We start from the raw sequence: 16103 nt of genomic DNA on the forward strand, positions 1-16103 counted from the left end.
GCTAATGTTTTGTGCGGATACGAACCAGGGCATTGAGACCAATACTTTTAATAACAAGGAGCCTTTTCGACACTTCTTCGGCCGGTTTACTTTCGTTCAGCTTCTTTACGCTCACCTGAACCCTTTAATGAACCCTTTTCCCTAAACACTCAGTACCATATCTTTTGAATACAGCACCTTTAGGTCGTTTACTACCTGCATACCGATAGCGGAGGAACTGCCTCCATCTTTTGTACAGCATTTTAAAGAACTAATACTAATAGTCTTCAAATTCATGGCGCACCGAACCAAGGCATCCGAATTGCCAGGCAGGCTGTCAATATTCATCAGTATAAGCAATTTCTTTTCTTTACTAAATATACCCTTAGCAACTACACAAAAAAAACTACTACCACGTATAAACAACGGCATATATTTGACGATACATACAAATTAACTCTCTATAAATTCAATATTTTAAAAAGATTTTTTACATTTATTACCATTCATAACATTAAACACTTATTTATGAAAACAAAATACTTTTGCGGCATTTTGCTGATCACAATTCTTGTCGCATCCTGCAAAAAGGAAACCTCAAGTTCTTTTGAAAATGAGACATTAACTCCTAACATTAAAAACGGAAGATTAGTATTTAACACTCCTGCTGAATTTGACTCTTACACTGGTGATCTTTATGACAAAAATGTAAAATTGCCATCTGGCTTTAATTCATTGCAACAAACATTGGATGAAACCTATTCAACCAAGGAGGGAAAAGAAGTTTCAACAGAAATTAAAGATCTGTTAGATTTTTATTTTCCACCATCCTATTTAGCCATTTTAAATAACAAAGGTGAAGTTAGAATTGGTGACGAAATTGTATGGTATCATGGAGGGAAAAAATATTACATCCCCATTGAAAAGGAAATCAGCTTAGAAAAAATAAAATTATCTCCAGAAAAAATTGAAAAATTCTCTATAGCCGGGTCAAAAGTAATTGAAGTAAAAGATGAAAAGCCTGACTTTTCAGGATCGAGGAGACTCTATATTACTCCTTCTGGAGGATTAGATGCCAGGCATCAGCATGAGTTTAACCAAGTTTATCCTCCTAGCGGGGGAGCAAGAAAGTATGTACATGAAATTCGTACATTTTTTGATAGCTATTGGATAAGTCCATCAGTATATATATGGAATGCCTACATCTCTTTATATATTAAAATGGAATGGAAAAACAGTAAAGGTAAATGGAAGCCGGCAGGGGAAACTAGAGACGTAAGCGTTAATATTTCAGGTCAAGCAACAATAAATACCCCAGGACAGGGAGGCTATGCAATTGGTCCTTTAATACAACAAAATAACTCCCTTCAGGTTAACAGTGACTATATTATACCTTTAGCCCACTTCAATGGCAGCGGCACTTTGCCAAGCAACGCTCAGTGGTCATTGGATTTAACCGGTACCATCTATCAGCATGTAGTAGGGGATATATCTCAAAATGCCTGGTACAATACAGGAACACTACAATCTCCTTTATGGTAAGATTTTAAAAAGACTCTAATAAAGTATAAAAAGGCTATTGCTGGATATTCCAATAATAGCCTTTTTATATAGGAACCTAAATTTAAAAAATACCCACTAAAGCAGATCAATGATATATGAGGGCAGTTTGCTTATTGAAGCGAATTTTAATATCGGGAATATTTTCACGTTTAAATTATAATAATAGAAATCATAGAACACAGTCCATTACCTTTATTTATATTTAATAAAATAAAGGATGAACTCCATTGCATTTCAGTCTTTTAAAAGAACAGAAAAAAATGACAGCTTATTTTCCATCCTCATTCCATCATGGAATAACCTTCCCTATTTAAAATTATGCATTGACAGCATTCAAAAAAATTCAACTTATTCGCATCAAATCATTGTGCATATCAATGAAGGCACCGATGGATCCTTAGCATGGATTGAACAGCAAACCCATTTAGATTATACTTACAGTAAAGAGAATATAGGCGTTTGTTATGCCTTAAACGCCTGTAGCCAATTGTCAAGCACGGACTACATATTATACATGAATGATGACATGTATGCCTGCCCCGGCTGGGATGCGGCGCTCTGGCAGGAAATTGAAGCCATTGGTCATCCTTATTTCTTTTTATCGGCAACCGCAATCGAACCCGGACCGCAAAGTAATTGTTCCATATCTAAAAATTATGGAACAGTGATAAACGATTTTAATGAGCAGCAGCTACTCCGCGAGTACGCGCATTTGCCTATGCCGGACTGGATGGGTGCTACATGGTCTCCCAATATCGTACATAGAAGCATCTGGAACATGGCAGGAGGCTACAGCATTGAGTTTTCGCCCGGCATGTATTCCGATCCGGACTTTTCTATGAAGCTCTGGCAAATGGGTATACGGCTGTTTAAGGGTCTTGCGGCAAGCAGGGTTTATCATTTTGGGTCGGTGTCGGTAAAGAGAGTAAAAAAAAATAAAGGCTATTACCAGTTCATAGGGAAATGGGGAATGACATCCAGTACCTTTTCCAAAGAATTTATACGGCGGGGAGAAGCCTTTGACGGCACCTGCAAAGCAGTTGATTTACCCGCATTACTCAGATTCAAAAACCTTGTAAAAAGAATAACTACCGCATTTGTACCTGTGCACAACAAGTAATATTTGCTGTATGAGAAGTAGGTTATATTAAAAAAGCCGGATGTCTGTTTACCGATTACAAAGACGCCCTCAGTGTAAGCTTGAAAGGCACTTCCATATGTTCTTTGGAAGAAGCAAGGATGAGTTCGGCGGCTTTTACGCCCATCTGGCGAAAGTCTGTTGAAATGGTAGTAATGCCATTCAGTATTATTTTTTTGAGCGGCGTTTCGTTATAGGAAATAACGCCAATATGTTTGCCTATTTTATATTTCATGGTAATAAGCCTTTCAATGAGTATTACCAGGTCGGCTTCCATAACGTTAATATATACTTCCCCGCTATTGATGGGCTCTTTTGCAATATCATGTACCACTTTATGTGTAAAGGCGTATTCCTGGCAAAAGCGGTTGAACCCTTTTAATATTCCTTTGGGATAATAACTTTTTTCGGGGAAGATGATTTTTATAGTATGGTATTTAGCCAGCTGTTTCAGCGCCTGCTCCAGCGCATTATAAATATCGTTCTCAAAATTTTCATATACCGCGCCATATTCGCCGTTTACACCGGGAACCTTTTTATCGAGCAAAATAAGCTTATGCCGTGGAATAGTATTAACGATTTCATGCGCGTTTTCCCCGCCTTCAATAAAATGAGGAATAATTACAAAATGCGAATAGTCTTCTTTGGCATTACCCAGCAGTTTCTTAAACAGGGCGAAATCATTATTATAAATGTAAAAATCAATAGCCACATGCTCTCCCAGGGTTTCCACAAAACCATCGTATATGATTTTTTTATGGGCGCTCAGCTTATTAAACAACAACATTACATGCTGGGTTTGTTTAATATCATCGTTAATAATATAATACCCTTTGCCCGGAACCGAGCCGAGGACGCCCATTTTTTTAAGGTGCTTATATCCCTTTTCAGCGGTATCTCTTGATATTTCCAGCTCAAAGCTGAGCTCATTGATAGATGGAACCAGGTCATCTTTTTTTAACTTCCCCGCCTCTATGGCATCCAGTATGGAATGGGTAAGCTGCAGGTACTTGGGTGTAGCCGAAAATTCATCAACATGCACATGCTCAAAAAAATGGCTGAATTTCATCGCTATATTTTATGTTTCAGCAAATATAAAGTATGCGCCTGTTATATGAGTTAACAGTACCGAATCACTGTCGGCCAAACCTTATGTCCTGGTATCTGCATTGGCACACCGGGCTTTGTGTGCTTTGCGATAAAAAATATAACCGCAAAGGGAATACAAAGTTTTCGCAGAGACCCGCTAAGGAATCATAACCCGTTTATAATTCTTTTTCTTTTTTATTTCCCTTCTTTTTCCAATTCTTCCAGCGTCCAGGGATCCCATCTTCTTCCTACCACGTCACGCACTTTTTTTATATCTGCGGGCTGTATGGTTGAAGCCGAATTGCCGAGATTGGTGCGTATATAACTGAGTACGGCAGCCAGCCATTCATCATCGCTGTTTAACATGGGTGGCATAATGCTGGGATAGTCTTTTCCATCCACAGGACCGGTTAGCCCGCTTAAAACGATCCGGATCAATCTCCCCGGGTCGCCATTCACCCGCTTTGAACCAGCCAAAGGCGGCGCTACCATTCCTGAACCGCCAAACTGTAATCCTTTGCCATCGGCGCCATGACAGGAAGAACAAAGTGATTTAAAATTTTCGGCTCCCTTCCGTACCAATGCCCTGTCTGCTTCCTTCAGATGATCTGTTTGTACATCTACCGGAAGCGTTGTAGTAAGATGCCCCATCGTCATTTGCGCAGCCTGGTATACCATGCCTTTACGGTTACTGTCTGATTTAATGATCACTTCAAGCATTGATTTCGCTTTTTCAGGCGTGCTATAGCGTAACGACTGTGCCAGTTGCGTGCGTACATCCGTATCGGGATCGCTGACCAGTTTAGTTAAATGCAAATACATATCCTGGCCTTTCGTTTTAATATAAGCTTCACTGATCCATACAGCCATGCGTCTTAGTTCCGGTGATTTATCCTTCATCACTTCCCACAAAAGGGGCATGTCTATAGCATGTAATCCTTCCAGCGTCCACAAAGCGTGTATACGGCCCAGTGGTGAAGGCTTATTTTCCCAGAACATCAGGTCATCCCAAAAAGAGGGTTCATCCAGCACCATTTGTTTTAATGCCGGAACAACGGATTGTTCATTACGAACGATCAGTAATTTTTGCGCATTATCGCGCCACCAGCCATTGGGATGTGAAAGGTATTGTACCAATTGCGCTGCCGATGCATTCAGCATATTTGGTTTTCGCGTATCAGGCGGAACAGCTTCGTGAACTACTCTGTATATTCTTCCCCTGCCAATATTTTTATCCAGTCCAAAGCGCTGTATTTGCGGACGAAGATAGGATTTGGGGCCTGTCCAGTTTCCCTCCTGTATAATGCCCCGGTACATATCTACAATGTACAAGCAGCCATCCGGGCCGGTAGCCATATTAACGGGTCGGAAATTCATATCGGATGAAGCCAGGAACTCTGCTTTATCGTAGGCGTTCTTCACTACCCGCAAACCTTCTTTGTTCAGCACTTTGGCGCGTCGTATCAGTCGTCCTACGGGTTCACAAATGAAAAGATCGCCCTGCATAGCCGCCGGAAGCCTGTCGCCGCGAAAAACCGTTTGCCCGCAGCTTGCCGTAAAATGATTTAAGGTACTGTCTTCACGCAACCGCTTTTTACCGCCTTCCACATCCGGGGTAGCTATTATAGGCCAGGGTGCATGAAAATCATCTTCATACTGATCGTTCTCAAAATCCAGCTCGCCATAGGCCGGCATTTGCTGAAAGCCCAGCGCCGCCACTTCGCCGCCGGCAGAAGAAAGAAATAATCTTCCGTAATCATCATTGCCGAGACCCCATTGCCCGCCGGGTACATCCGCAAGGCTGTCAATTTTTAACTGGTTGCCTGTCCATTTATACCTGATTTGCCTTGTGGTATATATCCAGTTGTCGAGGTTCCATACCAGCCCGCTTTTCTGGTGTTCGAGGTTGCGGGTGTCGGGCGTATCATCGTGGTATACCTGCACTTTCTGGTCGGCTATACCATCGTTATCCGAGTCTCTGTAAGTGTATAAATTGCAGGAGTAGGTTTCCTGAACAATCAGCCTGTCGTCTAAAGCCAGCATCATCCGGGGCAAAACCAGGCTGTCAATAAACACGGTTCGCTTATCCATTTTACCATCGCCGTTGCTATCTTCTAACCGCACAATCCTGCTCACAGGCGCGTTTTCACCAGTAGCTTCAATGTCCTGCATATAACTCAGCATTTCGGCTACATACATTCTTCCGTTGCCGTCCCATACTATGGCAACGGGCTCTTCTACCATGGGCTCTGCGGCTACCAGTTCAAGCCTGTAGCCCTCCGGAAGATGCATGGTTTTCATGCTCTCTTCCGGAGAAAGCGTTACAGGGGAAGGGCTTTGGATAACGGGCGGCCGTATGGCAGGTTTTTCAGGAATATCATTATCCGCGCTTTTACAATTAAAAGCGGCAGCGATCAATAAAAAGATCAGGGGAAAAATTATTTTCTTCATTACAGGGGGGGTGAAATTAAATATAACGGAATGTGAAACGCGGCAGGTAACAGAACCCATTTCACACACCATCGCCTTGCTATACACATTCGCGCCGGTACGGAAAGTTAAAAAAAATTATGCATATCATCATCCTTCGCCTTCATGTAATTATAAAATTAAATTTCGAAGGAAGAAAACCCGAAATTCGAAAGAGCATAGATAGAAGTAAAAGAACCAAAAAATTAATATCCCCAATGCCCGGCGCTTTGCTTTCACTATGCCTGCCGGTAGATAATCTTTCCTTTTACAATGGTCATTGTAATATGGATGCTTTCATCAAACAATACAATATCGGCATCTTTACCTGCTGCCAGGGATCCTTTTTTATCGCTTACTCCCGCTATCCGGGCAGGTGTAGCGGTAATCATTTGTATGGCTTTTTCCAACGGCAGCTCCGCCATATTGATCATGGTTCTTACCAGCCGGTCGGCCGTTGCCACACTGCCTGCAAAAGAGTTGCGGTCTGGCAGCTTGGCCACGCCGTCTTCCACAATTACTTTTATACCATCATTGATGTTACCCAGCACGCTCTCTCCCTCAGGCATACCTGCCGCCCGCATGGCGTCTGTAATTAATGCCGTTCGTTCAGCACCTTTAATTTTATATACCAGCTTCAGCAGGGGCGCCGGCAGGTGAACGCCATCGGCAATAATCTCCACATCCATATCATCGGTGAGGAAAGCGGCTTCTATTACGCCTGCATACCGGTAAGCTTTACGTCTTGTAACGCCCGACATGGCAGAATACAAATGCGTTGCCAGCGTATAACCCGCCCTGAACGCTTCGTATGCTTCTTCATATATGGCATCGGTATGCGCTATTGCCGGCAGTATGCCCATAGTTTGTATATATCTCCCAAATTCAATAGCCCCTTCTAATTCCGGCGCGGCGCTCCAGCGTTTGATGGAGGCGGAATGCGACAATATTCTTTTATACTCTTCCGGGTCAGGATTGCGTATATAACGCGGATCCTGCGCTCCCCGCTGGTTCATGGCAAAATAAGGACCCTCAAGGTGGAGCCCCAGGAACTGCGCGCCATTTACATTTTTATCTTTGGCCGCTTCGTAGGTATCTATTGTTTTCAGGATACCTTCGGTGTGGCTGGTAAGACTGGTGGGCCACATGGCCGTTGTGCCATACCGGGCATGTGTTTCGGCAATAGCAAGAAAGGCTTCCACGCTGTTATCCATAAAGTCGTGTCCGCCGCCGCCATGCACATGTATATCAATAAATCCGGGCGAAACATATAATCCTCTGGCATCTATTTCAACCGCATCACCGGCTTCCACATTATTTTCACTAACAGCAGTAATCGTATCTCCCGTAATCAATACTGAACCTTTTTCCATAATACCCGAAGGCGTTATGATTTTACCGTTGTATATTTTCAATCGCTGCATGATTCCGGTTTTAATCTGTTACTACACTTGAATTGGTTTACAATGTCCACCTTTTTATACGATGCCCGTAAAAAGCATAGAATATAAGGTAGAGGTAACAGGGAAAGAGTACCCAGTAAGCGCTTCGCACATCATAGGCATCGGCCAGCGAACCATAAAACAGCGGCAGTATAGCGTTACCGCATAAACCCATAATGAGTACAGAAGCGCCCAGCTTGGTAAACCGCCCCAGGCCATCCAAGGCCAGCGGCCATATACCCGCCCACACCATGGAGTTGGCTAACCCCAGCAGTACAATAAACCATATAGAAACATCTGCCGTGTGTCCCAGGAACCTTACCTGCCCGTTAGCGAAAATGATCATGAGGGTAAATAATAGTCCCATGAGGGTACACAACTTTAATACGGTTACCTGGCTTACATATTTGGGAATACAGATAATACCCAGTATATAGCCGCAAATGGTAGCAAACAATGTATACGATGGAAATACTTTCGCCTCCAGCAAACTGATCTGCATGGAATTGGCATAGCCGATGATGGTATCAATAGCGATCACCTGCGTGCCTACATGCAAAAAAATAGCCACGGCGCCGAGGATAAGGTGAGGGAAGTGAAAAATATTTGTTTTACCCAGGTTAGCCGATGCCAGTTCGGCGCTTTCCTTTTCGGTATTAATTTCGGGAAGCGGGGAAAACCGCACCATTAAGCCCAGCCCTAATAAAACGGTACCCACACAGGCATAAGGTACAATTACCCGCCTGATCAGTTCATCCAATGCCGCATTCTTTTCTACTTCGGTCATACTGCCTATGGCATTGAACAATTCCGTATCGGTTGCTTTTAAAATTACCGCCGCAAACAACAGGGGCGCCAGGATGCCCGCACCTTTATTGCAAATGCCCATAATGCTGATGCGCTGCGCCGCGCGTTCTTTTGGACCTAACACCGTAATATAAGGATTAGCCGCTGTTTGCAAAATGGAAAGCCCCGTGCCTATGGTAAATAATCCAATGAGAAATATTTCATAGGTTCTGGCAAGGGCAGCCGGCAAAAAAATAAACGCGCCTGCCGCCATCACCCAAAAACCTACCATAATGCCTTTTTTGAATCCTATTTTTTTTAGCAGGAAGGAGGAAGGCACTGACATTACTAAGTAGGAAATATAAAAAGCAAAGGCTACTAAGTAAGATACAAAATTGGTGAGCTCACAGGCTATTTTAAAGTAGGGAATCAGAATAGCGTTGATCCACGAAACGAACCCGAAAATAAAGAACAGCAACCCGATGATCAGTATGGAGATAACGGTGTCGCGTTTGGTTAAAGCGCTAACATCTACGGTTTTGGTTAAAGCGGTACTCATATTGCAGGTAGTAACGATTCTTTAAAAGGGTTTAATTGCTATTGGAAAGAAATGCGGCCGACATCCTGTCTAAGTAACAGGTACAAGCCGGATGTGTTTGCAATATGCTGGCCGGATACAGGTTGCTTACCGCGTGTTCCACCGTATTTTTTACGGCTGTGGCTTTGCGCCCGTCGGGAACGGAACAAATAATATATTTTGATTTCAATATCTGTTTTACCGACATGCTGATGGCCTTGCGGGGCACATCTTCAACAAACGGAAACCAACCCTCCCCCATTTGCTGCTTGCGGCACTGCGCATCTAATTCAACAATAATATAGGGTTCCTCCGTTTCAAAATCGGCAGGCGGATCATTGAACGCAAGGTGCCCGTTCTCGCCAATACCTACAAGCGCCACGTCAATGGCGTGTTTCGTAATCAGTTCACCAAGGCGGGCGCATTCGGCCGCCGGTTCTGTTTCACCATTTACAAGATAGGCGGCTTTAAGGGGTGGTACCTTAGCTAAAAACCGTTCCTGCAAATATTTTCTGAAGCTGGCATTATGCGTTGCCGGTAGCCCGATATATTCATCAAGATGAAACATAACTACTTTACTCCAGTCAATACTTTTCTCTGCGATTAATTGATTAAGGGTTTCAAACTGGCTGGCGCCTGTAGCCAGAATAATATGAGCGCTGCCATTCTTTTCAATGGCTTCACGGATCAGCACCGCGGCATCTTTACCGGCCGCTTCGCCTAATTGCCGGGGAGAATTAAAAGTTTTTATATTCATTCTAACAGTAATTTTTATTGAATGCAGTCTGTTAAATATAGATGAAAACCTAACTCTAAACAAACCGGGGAAAAGCTTTTAGAAATAGCACTCATCCTTTCAGCCACCGGTCGAACCAGTCAAAAGCATCCCCCTGCATTTGCTTATCAAATTTATGCAAACCGGGGTAATAAGTACATTTATAACGGTCTTGCGCACCTGCTTTTTTATACACCTGTTGCAATATTTCATCCGCTCTTTTCATTTCGGGCAGGGTATACAGCTCATCTTCATTGTCATTTAAAACCATCGTGGGCAGCGGCGCCCTCAGCCCCAGTATTTCCGGAAAATCCAGTTCATTGGGCAGCAGGGGCACATAGGCCATCCAGGTATGGGTAAATGACTTGTGCAGTAAAAAGTCTTGCCATGTAGTCATAAAACCAACGCAAACCGCGCATTTGATCCGCTCATCCAACCCGCCCATGAATACCGTACGCATACCGCCGCCAGATAAACCGCCACAGCCAATGCGACTGGCATCTACATCCTTCCGGGCGCACAGTACATCCAGCGCCTTTTGGTCTTCCGCAAAAAAAACACCGGGCCAGGTGGTGCCGGCGCTGAATAACGATTTAGCCATGATATGCTCATGCTCACCCGCCCATTGGTTATAGGCTTCTATGTTTTCGGGCCGTTCGGGATCATTATCATTTAGTTCCCTGCGCAAATGTTCAGGCACATCCTGCAGCATTACCCTGCGGCTGGCAAAAGGAAAAGCATCCGGTACCATTACCACATACCCTCTTTTAGCTACTTCATTGGCCCAGGCAAGCCCTTCATAATATGCTTCCTGGTGGGCAACAATCAGCGGGTGACGCTTATCCGCGGTTCTGGTTATTTTGCGGGTGCCGAAATATTTATTGCCCCCATGATCGTGAAATGCAAGGATACCCGGCAAACGCCCTTTCTGGTTCAGCGGCTTCAATACAATGGCATCGGTTGCTCTTCCATAAGGCAATTGCCAGCTTATCTCTTCTATATGCAAGCCATCATATTCATATTGTTTTTTTATTTGCACAGCGGGTATCCCTTCAATAACAGGAATGGTTAACCGTTCCCGCAACCGTGTCCGGGCAACTTTTCTCCATTCATCAATATGCTTCCATTCTTTTTTTCGGAAAGAAAAAGCAGGCAACCGGTTCTGCGTTAAACCCGCAGCCCATGCGCCATACATACCAATCACGCTCAGTTGTGTTTTACCGAAAGAAGCGTCTTTTTCAGCAGGCATTATATTCTTATTTAAAGATGGAGGATTAAGCTGTGCGGGAAAATTTGTTGCCGCAGAAAGACCTTTCAACAGTCCGCCCCCCGCGATGCCCAGACCCGTAAGCCCGGTTAGTTTTAAAAATTTCCTGCGTTTACTTTGCATAGCTGTTACTGTTTACTGAAATTACGTATTCCGGCGCTTAATAAGCATTTCAATTCTTATACGATTATATTGCTGCAGGAACATGGGGCAGATGTTGTATAATATATTGCTGATGATAAATGTCAGCGTCCACCAGTAATCAAATTGCAGGAGGGCATAAACGGATGCGGCCAGCATAAACACCCATACTATAAAATGAAATCTTTCGTAAAAATAAGTACGCTGTCCATCTCCGTAAAACAATATACAGTAACGGGTGTAAGGTGAATAACAGACCACACCAGGTTGGATATCATATTATAACCCGCTGCAAGTTTTTTGGATGACCGCACGGCATTAATTTACTGAATTTCCGTAAAATATTTGCCGGTATCTCCCCTCTTCATCTTTTTTGCACTGCCTGGCGCGGGAAGGGTAAATATACCAGCTTCCGGATAAAATTGAACCATGAAGGAGTGAAGAAAACTGAGCTGCAAAAGTGCAAATGCCCGGCAATAAAATATACCTTCCAAAGCCCTTCTCCACGTTCACAGCGGATAGCCTGAAAGAGTTCAAAGGTTAAAGCGGCAAATCAATGTATGATTATTTACGATAGAAGCGCAGCAGGTTAATTTAATATTTTGATGTGCTGGGAAAGCCGAAGGCTTTTAAACTGAATAGCCCTGGGTGCAACTCAGGGTATGTCATCACAAATTGTGATGACATACCCTGATAAGCGTCCATTAAAAGCCTTGCCCTATGCCTTAATCAGCAATTCCTTTACTATTTTTCCATCACCATCGGGCGTAGTATAAAAAGGCCTTTTCTCTACTTCATAATTGGTATCCGGCGGAATGCCCAGCGCATGGTAAATGGTTTGGTGAACCTGCTCTATTTTTATGGGATTCTCAATTGTTTTACACGGACGTTCATCGGCTGTTTTGCCATATACAAACCCTTTCTTAATACCACCTCCAAACATCAGCATCGAGCAGCCATCCGTAAAATGACGGTGCATGCCATAGAACTTCATGTCATTCAAAATATCGGGCTGGTTCACCTGTTCCTGTACCTTGGCATCCGGCCGCCCTTCCACCATCATATCCCTGCTGAACTCGCTGGCTACAATGATGAGCGTACGATCAAGATGACCGCTCTTATCTAAGTCTTTTACCAGTTGCGCTATGGGACCGTCTACCGCCTTCTTCATACCCACCATACGTGTATGGCCGTTCTCGTGGGTATCAAACCCCATAAACGGTTCATATTCGGTGGTAACGCTAATAAACCGGGCGCCCTGCTGGGTAAGCCGCCTGGCCAGCAAACAACCCAGTCCAAAACGGCCTGTATTATACACATCATACACTTCTTTGGGCTCTAAGCTCAGGTCAAAGGCTTTTGCCTCGGGTGAATTGAGCAGCATATAAGCCTGCTCCATAGATCTCTTAAGGGATTCTTTCTGGTAATCGCTTCCCAGGTCGCCTATCGCGCTTTTGCTGATCAGGTCGTTATACAACTGGTTGCGTCTTTCAAAACGTTTGGCATCCATCCCTACGGGCGGACGCACACTTTCCAGTCCCTGGCTGGGATCGGGGATTAAAAACGGGCCGTATTCATTGCCCAGAAAACCGGCGGTATGAAAAGCTTTCAATTCTTCTGATTCGCCAACGGTCATCCGTTGCCCGATATCAATAAAGGCAGGGATTACCTGGTTTTTAGGGCCTAATTCTTTGGCAATCCATGCGCCAATATGCGGAGCGGCAACGGTTTGAGGCGGTTCATAGCAGGTATGCCAGTGATACTGGTGCCTGGAGTGGAGGATATGTCCCATGTCGGCAGCTACGTAGGACCGGATTAAAGTACCCTTATCCATTACGCTGCCAATAGACTGCAGCCCATCGGAGAACCGGATACCGTCTAACACGGTAGGAAAAGATTCGAATGTGCTTAATACCCGGTTTCCTTCCAGCCCATTTTCATAGGGCGTATATCTTTTGGGGTCAAAAGTTTCGGTATGTGCCATACCGCCGGCTAACCATAATAATATTACGGTGTCGGCGCTGGTATTAGCCGCTATCTTGTTTCCTTTTCCACACCCGGTTAACAGGCTGGCTACCGGTGCGCCTGCCGCCAGTGCAGCAAGCGTTGCGGCACTGGATTTCTTAATAAATTCTCTTCTGTTCCAATTTGCTTTCATAATCTGAATATTTTAAATGGAGTGCTCAAATTCTTTTACTTGTCCTCCTCACCTGCCAAACCTTTCTAATAGATTAACTGAAATTCCGGGTGCAATGTCATGGCCCATAAAAAATCCTGTACAGCCGCTTCTGTAGGTGCTTTGCCCAGCACCTTCAACGCAACCGACTGTTCATCGGAAGCGGGCAGTCTTCCCAGTGTGCTCCTGTATATTTCAGTTACCATTTTACCGGCATCAGGATACGCCTGCTTCCACTTCACCGCGGCGCGTGTTACCGCATTATTGAACCTGTCGCCATTCGTCAGCTCAAGCGCCTGCAGCAAATTAGCCTGCGATATGCGGCTTGTGGAAACAGTTTCGCGGTTAGGCCGCCCCAGCGCTGTAAGGTAAGGATCATTTTTAACGAGCGATGCCCGCGGAAAGGGAATTTCGGTTTTAATATCCCCCGGTAACAGCTTATACACAATGGCGCTGTCGCCGTAAACCGGCTGAATAGCTTTGCTTACCGCATCGGTAAACTGTTCTGCGGTTAGCCGTCTGCGTAACATACCGGTAAATACGTAATCGGGGGCAACAATCAGCTCTGCCTCTTTTATCCCTACCGATGGCAGTTGATAGGTTTTGGAAGTAAGTATTTTATAAATGAGTTTTTTTACATCATACCCTGTTGCCACAAAGTCGGATGCCAGCCAGTCCAGCAGGTCCTGGCTCCAGGGTTCATTGTCCATTACATCCACAGGCTCTACAATGCCACGCCCCATCAGTTGCGCCCACATCCGGTTAACAAGGGTGCGGTATAATCTTCCATCCTTAGGCTGTACCAGGTACTCGGCCAATTGTTTTAATTTCTCCTGTGGTATAGCGGTAGAATCTATTTCTCCCAATTGCTTATACAGTATACGGGTGCCTGCCATTTTACCCGTGGGCTTATCGCAACGGTTAATTTCCAGGGGGCTCTCGGCAAATACATTGGCAAACGCGTAAGAATCTTCCAGCTTCCAGTCGCTCACAAAACTATCATGACAGGAAGCGCATTTTAAATTAAGACCAAGAAAAACCTGCGATACGTTTTGCGCCGCCTGCATTTCCGTGCGCTGGCTGGAATTAATGGTGCCGCGCCATTTAATACCTGCTATAAAACCTTTTGATTTTTCATCAGGACTGATCAGCTCTTTTACAAAACTGTTATAGGGCTTATTGTCACGCAGGGAAGTGTATAACCAACTGGTAATGTCGTAACGTCCTCCCGTTATATAACCGGTACCGCTATAATCATTGCGCAACGCGTCATTCCAAAAAGTAAGCCAGTGCTGGGCGTAGTCGTTATTACGGCTGAGCAGGTTGTTTACTAATACTTCCCGCTTATCGGCGCGGGTGTCCTTTATAAAAGCGTCTACTGTATCCGCTGCGGGCACTAAACCAATTACATCTAAGTATACCCTGCGTATATACGTGCGGTCATCTACTTTTTTGTTCCACTCAATTTTATGCTTTTTAAAATAATCGTTTACAAAAAGATCAACGGGGCTTACGAGCTCGGCTGTTGCAGCAGGAATTTCAGGCATCCGGGGTTCTAATGCCGCTACGCGAAAAATGCTTTTCAAATCGCCGGTAGGCCATGGAGCACCTTGTTTTATCCAGTACTCAATAGTGGCTATCTCCTGCGGGGTCAATCCTTTTCCTTTGGAGGGCATAGCCTCTTTATGATTACGGGGCAATTTAATTCTTCTTACCAGTTCGCTGGTTTCGGGACTGCCGGGTACAAGCGAAGGTCCATCTTCTCCTCCTTTTAAAATGGCTTCTTTTGAATCGAGCCTTAAATCACCTTTTTGCTTGGCCTCTCCATGACAATTGGTACAGCTATGCGCAAAAATGGTACGTATTTGCAGGTTCAATTCCTGTATCTGCGTTTCATTTAAAGGCCCTGTTTGGTTGGCCAATACAAATGTGGGCTGATTAACCGCATTAGCAGGTTGGGCAGATGGCAACACACTGGTTAAATAATCTTCACCATGCGTTAAGGACGCGCCATAATGCCCGGCAACAGTTACGCCGGCCACCGTTAGTGTAAGGAACAGCTTTTGCAGGCGCCGCGATTTTTTGAAATAGGTATACGTGGTAACAGCCGCCAGCACCATAGTGGCAATTCCCGTCCATTGGTGAACGGGCAATATATCCCCGCCATATTCTTCGGTGTTAATGAGCAGCAGTCCAAACACAACCGATATAACAGATGAAATGGTTCCAATAATCATCAGCAGCCTGATAGCGGGGGCAAAATCGTTCAACTTCCTGTTCCAAACCAACAGTTCCATCAACCAGGCTACAACTAATAATCCAATAGGAAAATGTACAACCAAAGGATGTAATCTTCCCAGTAAGGCCCAAATCCAATAAGGAGTTCCGGCAGCAATTTCCGTTTCATTGGCAAAAGCGGGATGTACAATAACCGAAAGTAAAAGCAGTATGCCAACAGCTTTAAAATAACCGGTCTGGGTGCATTCCAAATTGTCGCATTGCTTTGCTTCATGTGAGGGGTGAAGACACCGCCCACGGCGGGCCGCCCCGGCCGGTGTCTCCACCAGCCGGCGACAATTTGGAATGTATCCCCCTGTCTTTAAAGTTCCTTTACATTGTACTTTTGTGTTTGTCTGACTCATCAAAATCTAATATTACAATCGTTATATAAATTATCAATACACTAAAAAATGAACGTCAA

The 16103-nt window shown here is 44.4% G+C and carries 12 protein-coding genes; 2 read left to right on the plus strand and 10 right to left on the minus strand.

The window, feature by feature from the left end; translation table 11 throughout:
• Positions 1-141: 141 nt before the first annotated feature.
• Entirely contained in the window at positions 142-411 is a 270-nt protein-coding gene (locus VL121_RS04380) for a hypothetical protein (RefSeq protein ID WP_325402550.1), read from the minus strand.
• A gap of 96 nt (positions 412-507) precedes the next feature.
• Here VL121_RS04380 and VL121_RS04385 point away from each other — a divergent pair, with 96 nt between their 5' ends.
• On the plus strand, positions 508-1521 hold the full coding sequence (locus tag VL121_RS04385) for a hypothetical protein (RefSeq protein WP_325402552.1): 1014 nt from the start codon (positions 508-510) through the stop codon (positions 1519-1521).
• 238 nt (positions 1522-1759) lie between these two features.
• Positions 1760-2662: a glycosyltransferase family 2 protein gene (locus tag VL121_RS04390; protein WP_325402554.1), complete on the plus strand. Its 903-nt coding sequence runs from the start codon at positions 1760-1762 to the stop codon at positions 2660-2662.
• A 55-nt stretch (positions 2663-2717) separates the two neighbouring features.
• On the opposite strand, the gene VL121_RS04395 is transcribed toward VL121_RS04390, so the two are convergent.
• The 9 genes from VL121_RS04395 to VL121_RS04435 form a co-directional block, all read right to left on the minus strand.
• Positions 2718-3749: a GntR family transcriptional regulator gene (locus VL121_RS04395; protein WP_325402556.1), complete on the minus strand. Its 1032-nt coding sequence runs from the start codon at positions 3747-3749 to the stop codon at positions 2718-2720.
• Positions 3750-3964: 215 nt separating this feature from the next.
• The gene (locus VL121_RS04400) at positions 3965-6220 is read right to left on the minus strand and encodes a DUF7133 domain-containing protein (RefSeq protein WP_325402559.1); all 2256 of its coding nucleotides are present in this window, start codon (positions 6218-6220) and stop codon (positions 3965-3967) included.
• Between the two features lie 257 nt (positions 6221-6477).
• Positions 6478-7662 (minus strand): N-acetylglucosamine-6-phosphate deacetylase, encoded by a 1185-nt coding sequence (nagA, locus tag VL121_RS04405; RefSeq protein ID WP_325402561.1) that lies wholly within the window; start codon positions 7660-7662, stop codon positions 6478-6480.
• Between the two features lie 37 nt (positions 7663-7699).
• Positions 7700-9025, minus strand: a complete 1326-nt coding sequence (locus VL121_RS04410; protein ID WP_325402563.1) for a sugar MFS transporter — start codon at positions 9023-9025, stop codon at positions 7700-7702.
• A 31-nt stretch (positions 9026-9056) separates the two neighbouring features.
• A complete protein-coding gene (locus VL121_RS04415; protein ID WP_325402565.1) occupies positions 9057-9800 on the minus strand; it encodes a glucosamine-6-phosphate deaminase in 744 nt (247 codons plus the stop codon).
• Between the two features lie 91 nt (positions 9801-9891).
• Positions 9892-11208: an alpha/beta hydrolase family protein gene (locus VL121_RS04420; protein ID WP_325402567.1), complete on the minus strand. Its 1317-nt coding sequence runs from the start codon at positions 11206-11208 to the stop codon at positions 9892-9894.
• 21 nt (positions 11209-11229) lie between these two features.
• A complete protein-coding gene (locus VL121_RS04425) occupies positions 11230-11487 on the minus strand; it encodes a glycosyl-4,4'-diaponeurosporenoate acyltransferase CrtO family protein (protein WP_325402569.1) in 258 nt (85 codons plus the stop codon).
• Positions 11488-11944: 457 nt separating this feature from the next.
• Complete coding sequence (locus tag VL121_RS04430; protein ID WP_325402571.1) at positions 11945-13384, minus strand: DUF1501 domain-containing protein; 1440 nt, start codon at positions 13382-13384, stop codon at positions 11945-11947.
• A 65-nt stretch (positions 13385-13449) separates the two neighbouring features.
• Positions 13450-15891, minus strand: a complete 2442-nt coding sequence (locus VL121_RS04435) for a DUF1549 domain-containing protein (protein ID WP_325402573.1) — start codon at positions 15889-15891, stop codon at positions 13450-13452.
• Positions 15892-16103 lie beyond the last annotated feature (212 nt).

The organism is Agriterribacter sp. (assembly GCF_035497235.1).
Lineage (GTDB): Bacteria > Bacteroidota > Bacteroidia > Chitinophagales > Chitinophagaceae > Agriterribacter.

Bases quoted from the DNA above. Each gene is read 5' to 3' on its own strand.
- VL121_RS04380 (WP_325402550.1), bottom strand. From the start codon at position 411: ATGCCGTTGTTTATACGTGGTAGTAGTTTTTTTTGTGTAGTTGCTAAG.
- VL121_RS04385 (WP_325402552.1), top strand. From the start codon at position 508: ATGAAAACAAAATACTTTTGCGGCATTTTGCTGATCACAATTCTTGTC.
- VL121_RS04390 (WP_325402554.1), top strand. From the start codon at position 1,760: ATGAACTCCATTGCATTTCAGTCTTTTAAAAGAACAGAAAAAAATGAC.
- VL121_RS04395 (WP_325402556.1), bottom strand. From the start codon at position 3,749: ATGAAATTCAGCCATTTTTTTGAGCATGTGCATGTTGATGAATTTTCG.
- VL121_RS04400 (WP_325402559.1), bottom strand. From the start codon at position 6,220: ATGAAGAAAATAATTTTTCCCCTGATCTTTTTATTGATCGCTGCCGCT.
- nagA (WP_325402561.1), bottom strand. From the start codon at position 7,662: ATGCAGCGATTGAAAATATACAACGGTAAAATCATAACGCCTTCGGGT.
- VL121_RS04410 (WP_325402563.1), bottom strand. From the start codon at position 9,025: ATGAGTACCGCTTTAACCAAAACCGTAGATGTTAGCGCTTTAACCAAA.
- VL121_RS04415 (WP_325402565.1), bottom strand. From the start codon at position 9,800: ATGAATATAAAAACTTTTAATTCTCCCCGGCAATTAGGCGAAGCGGCC.
- VL121_RS04420 (WP_325402567.1), bottom strand. From the start codon at position 11,208: ATGCAAAGTAAACGCAGGAAATTTTTAAAACTAACCGGGCTTACGGGT.
- VL121_RS04430 (WP_325402571.1), bottom strand. From the start codon at position 13,384: ATGAAAGCAAATTGGAACAGAAGAGAATTTATTAAGAAATCCAGTGCC.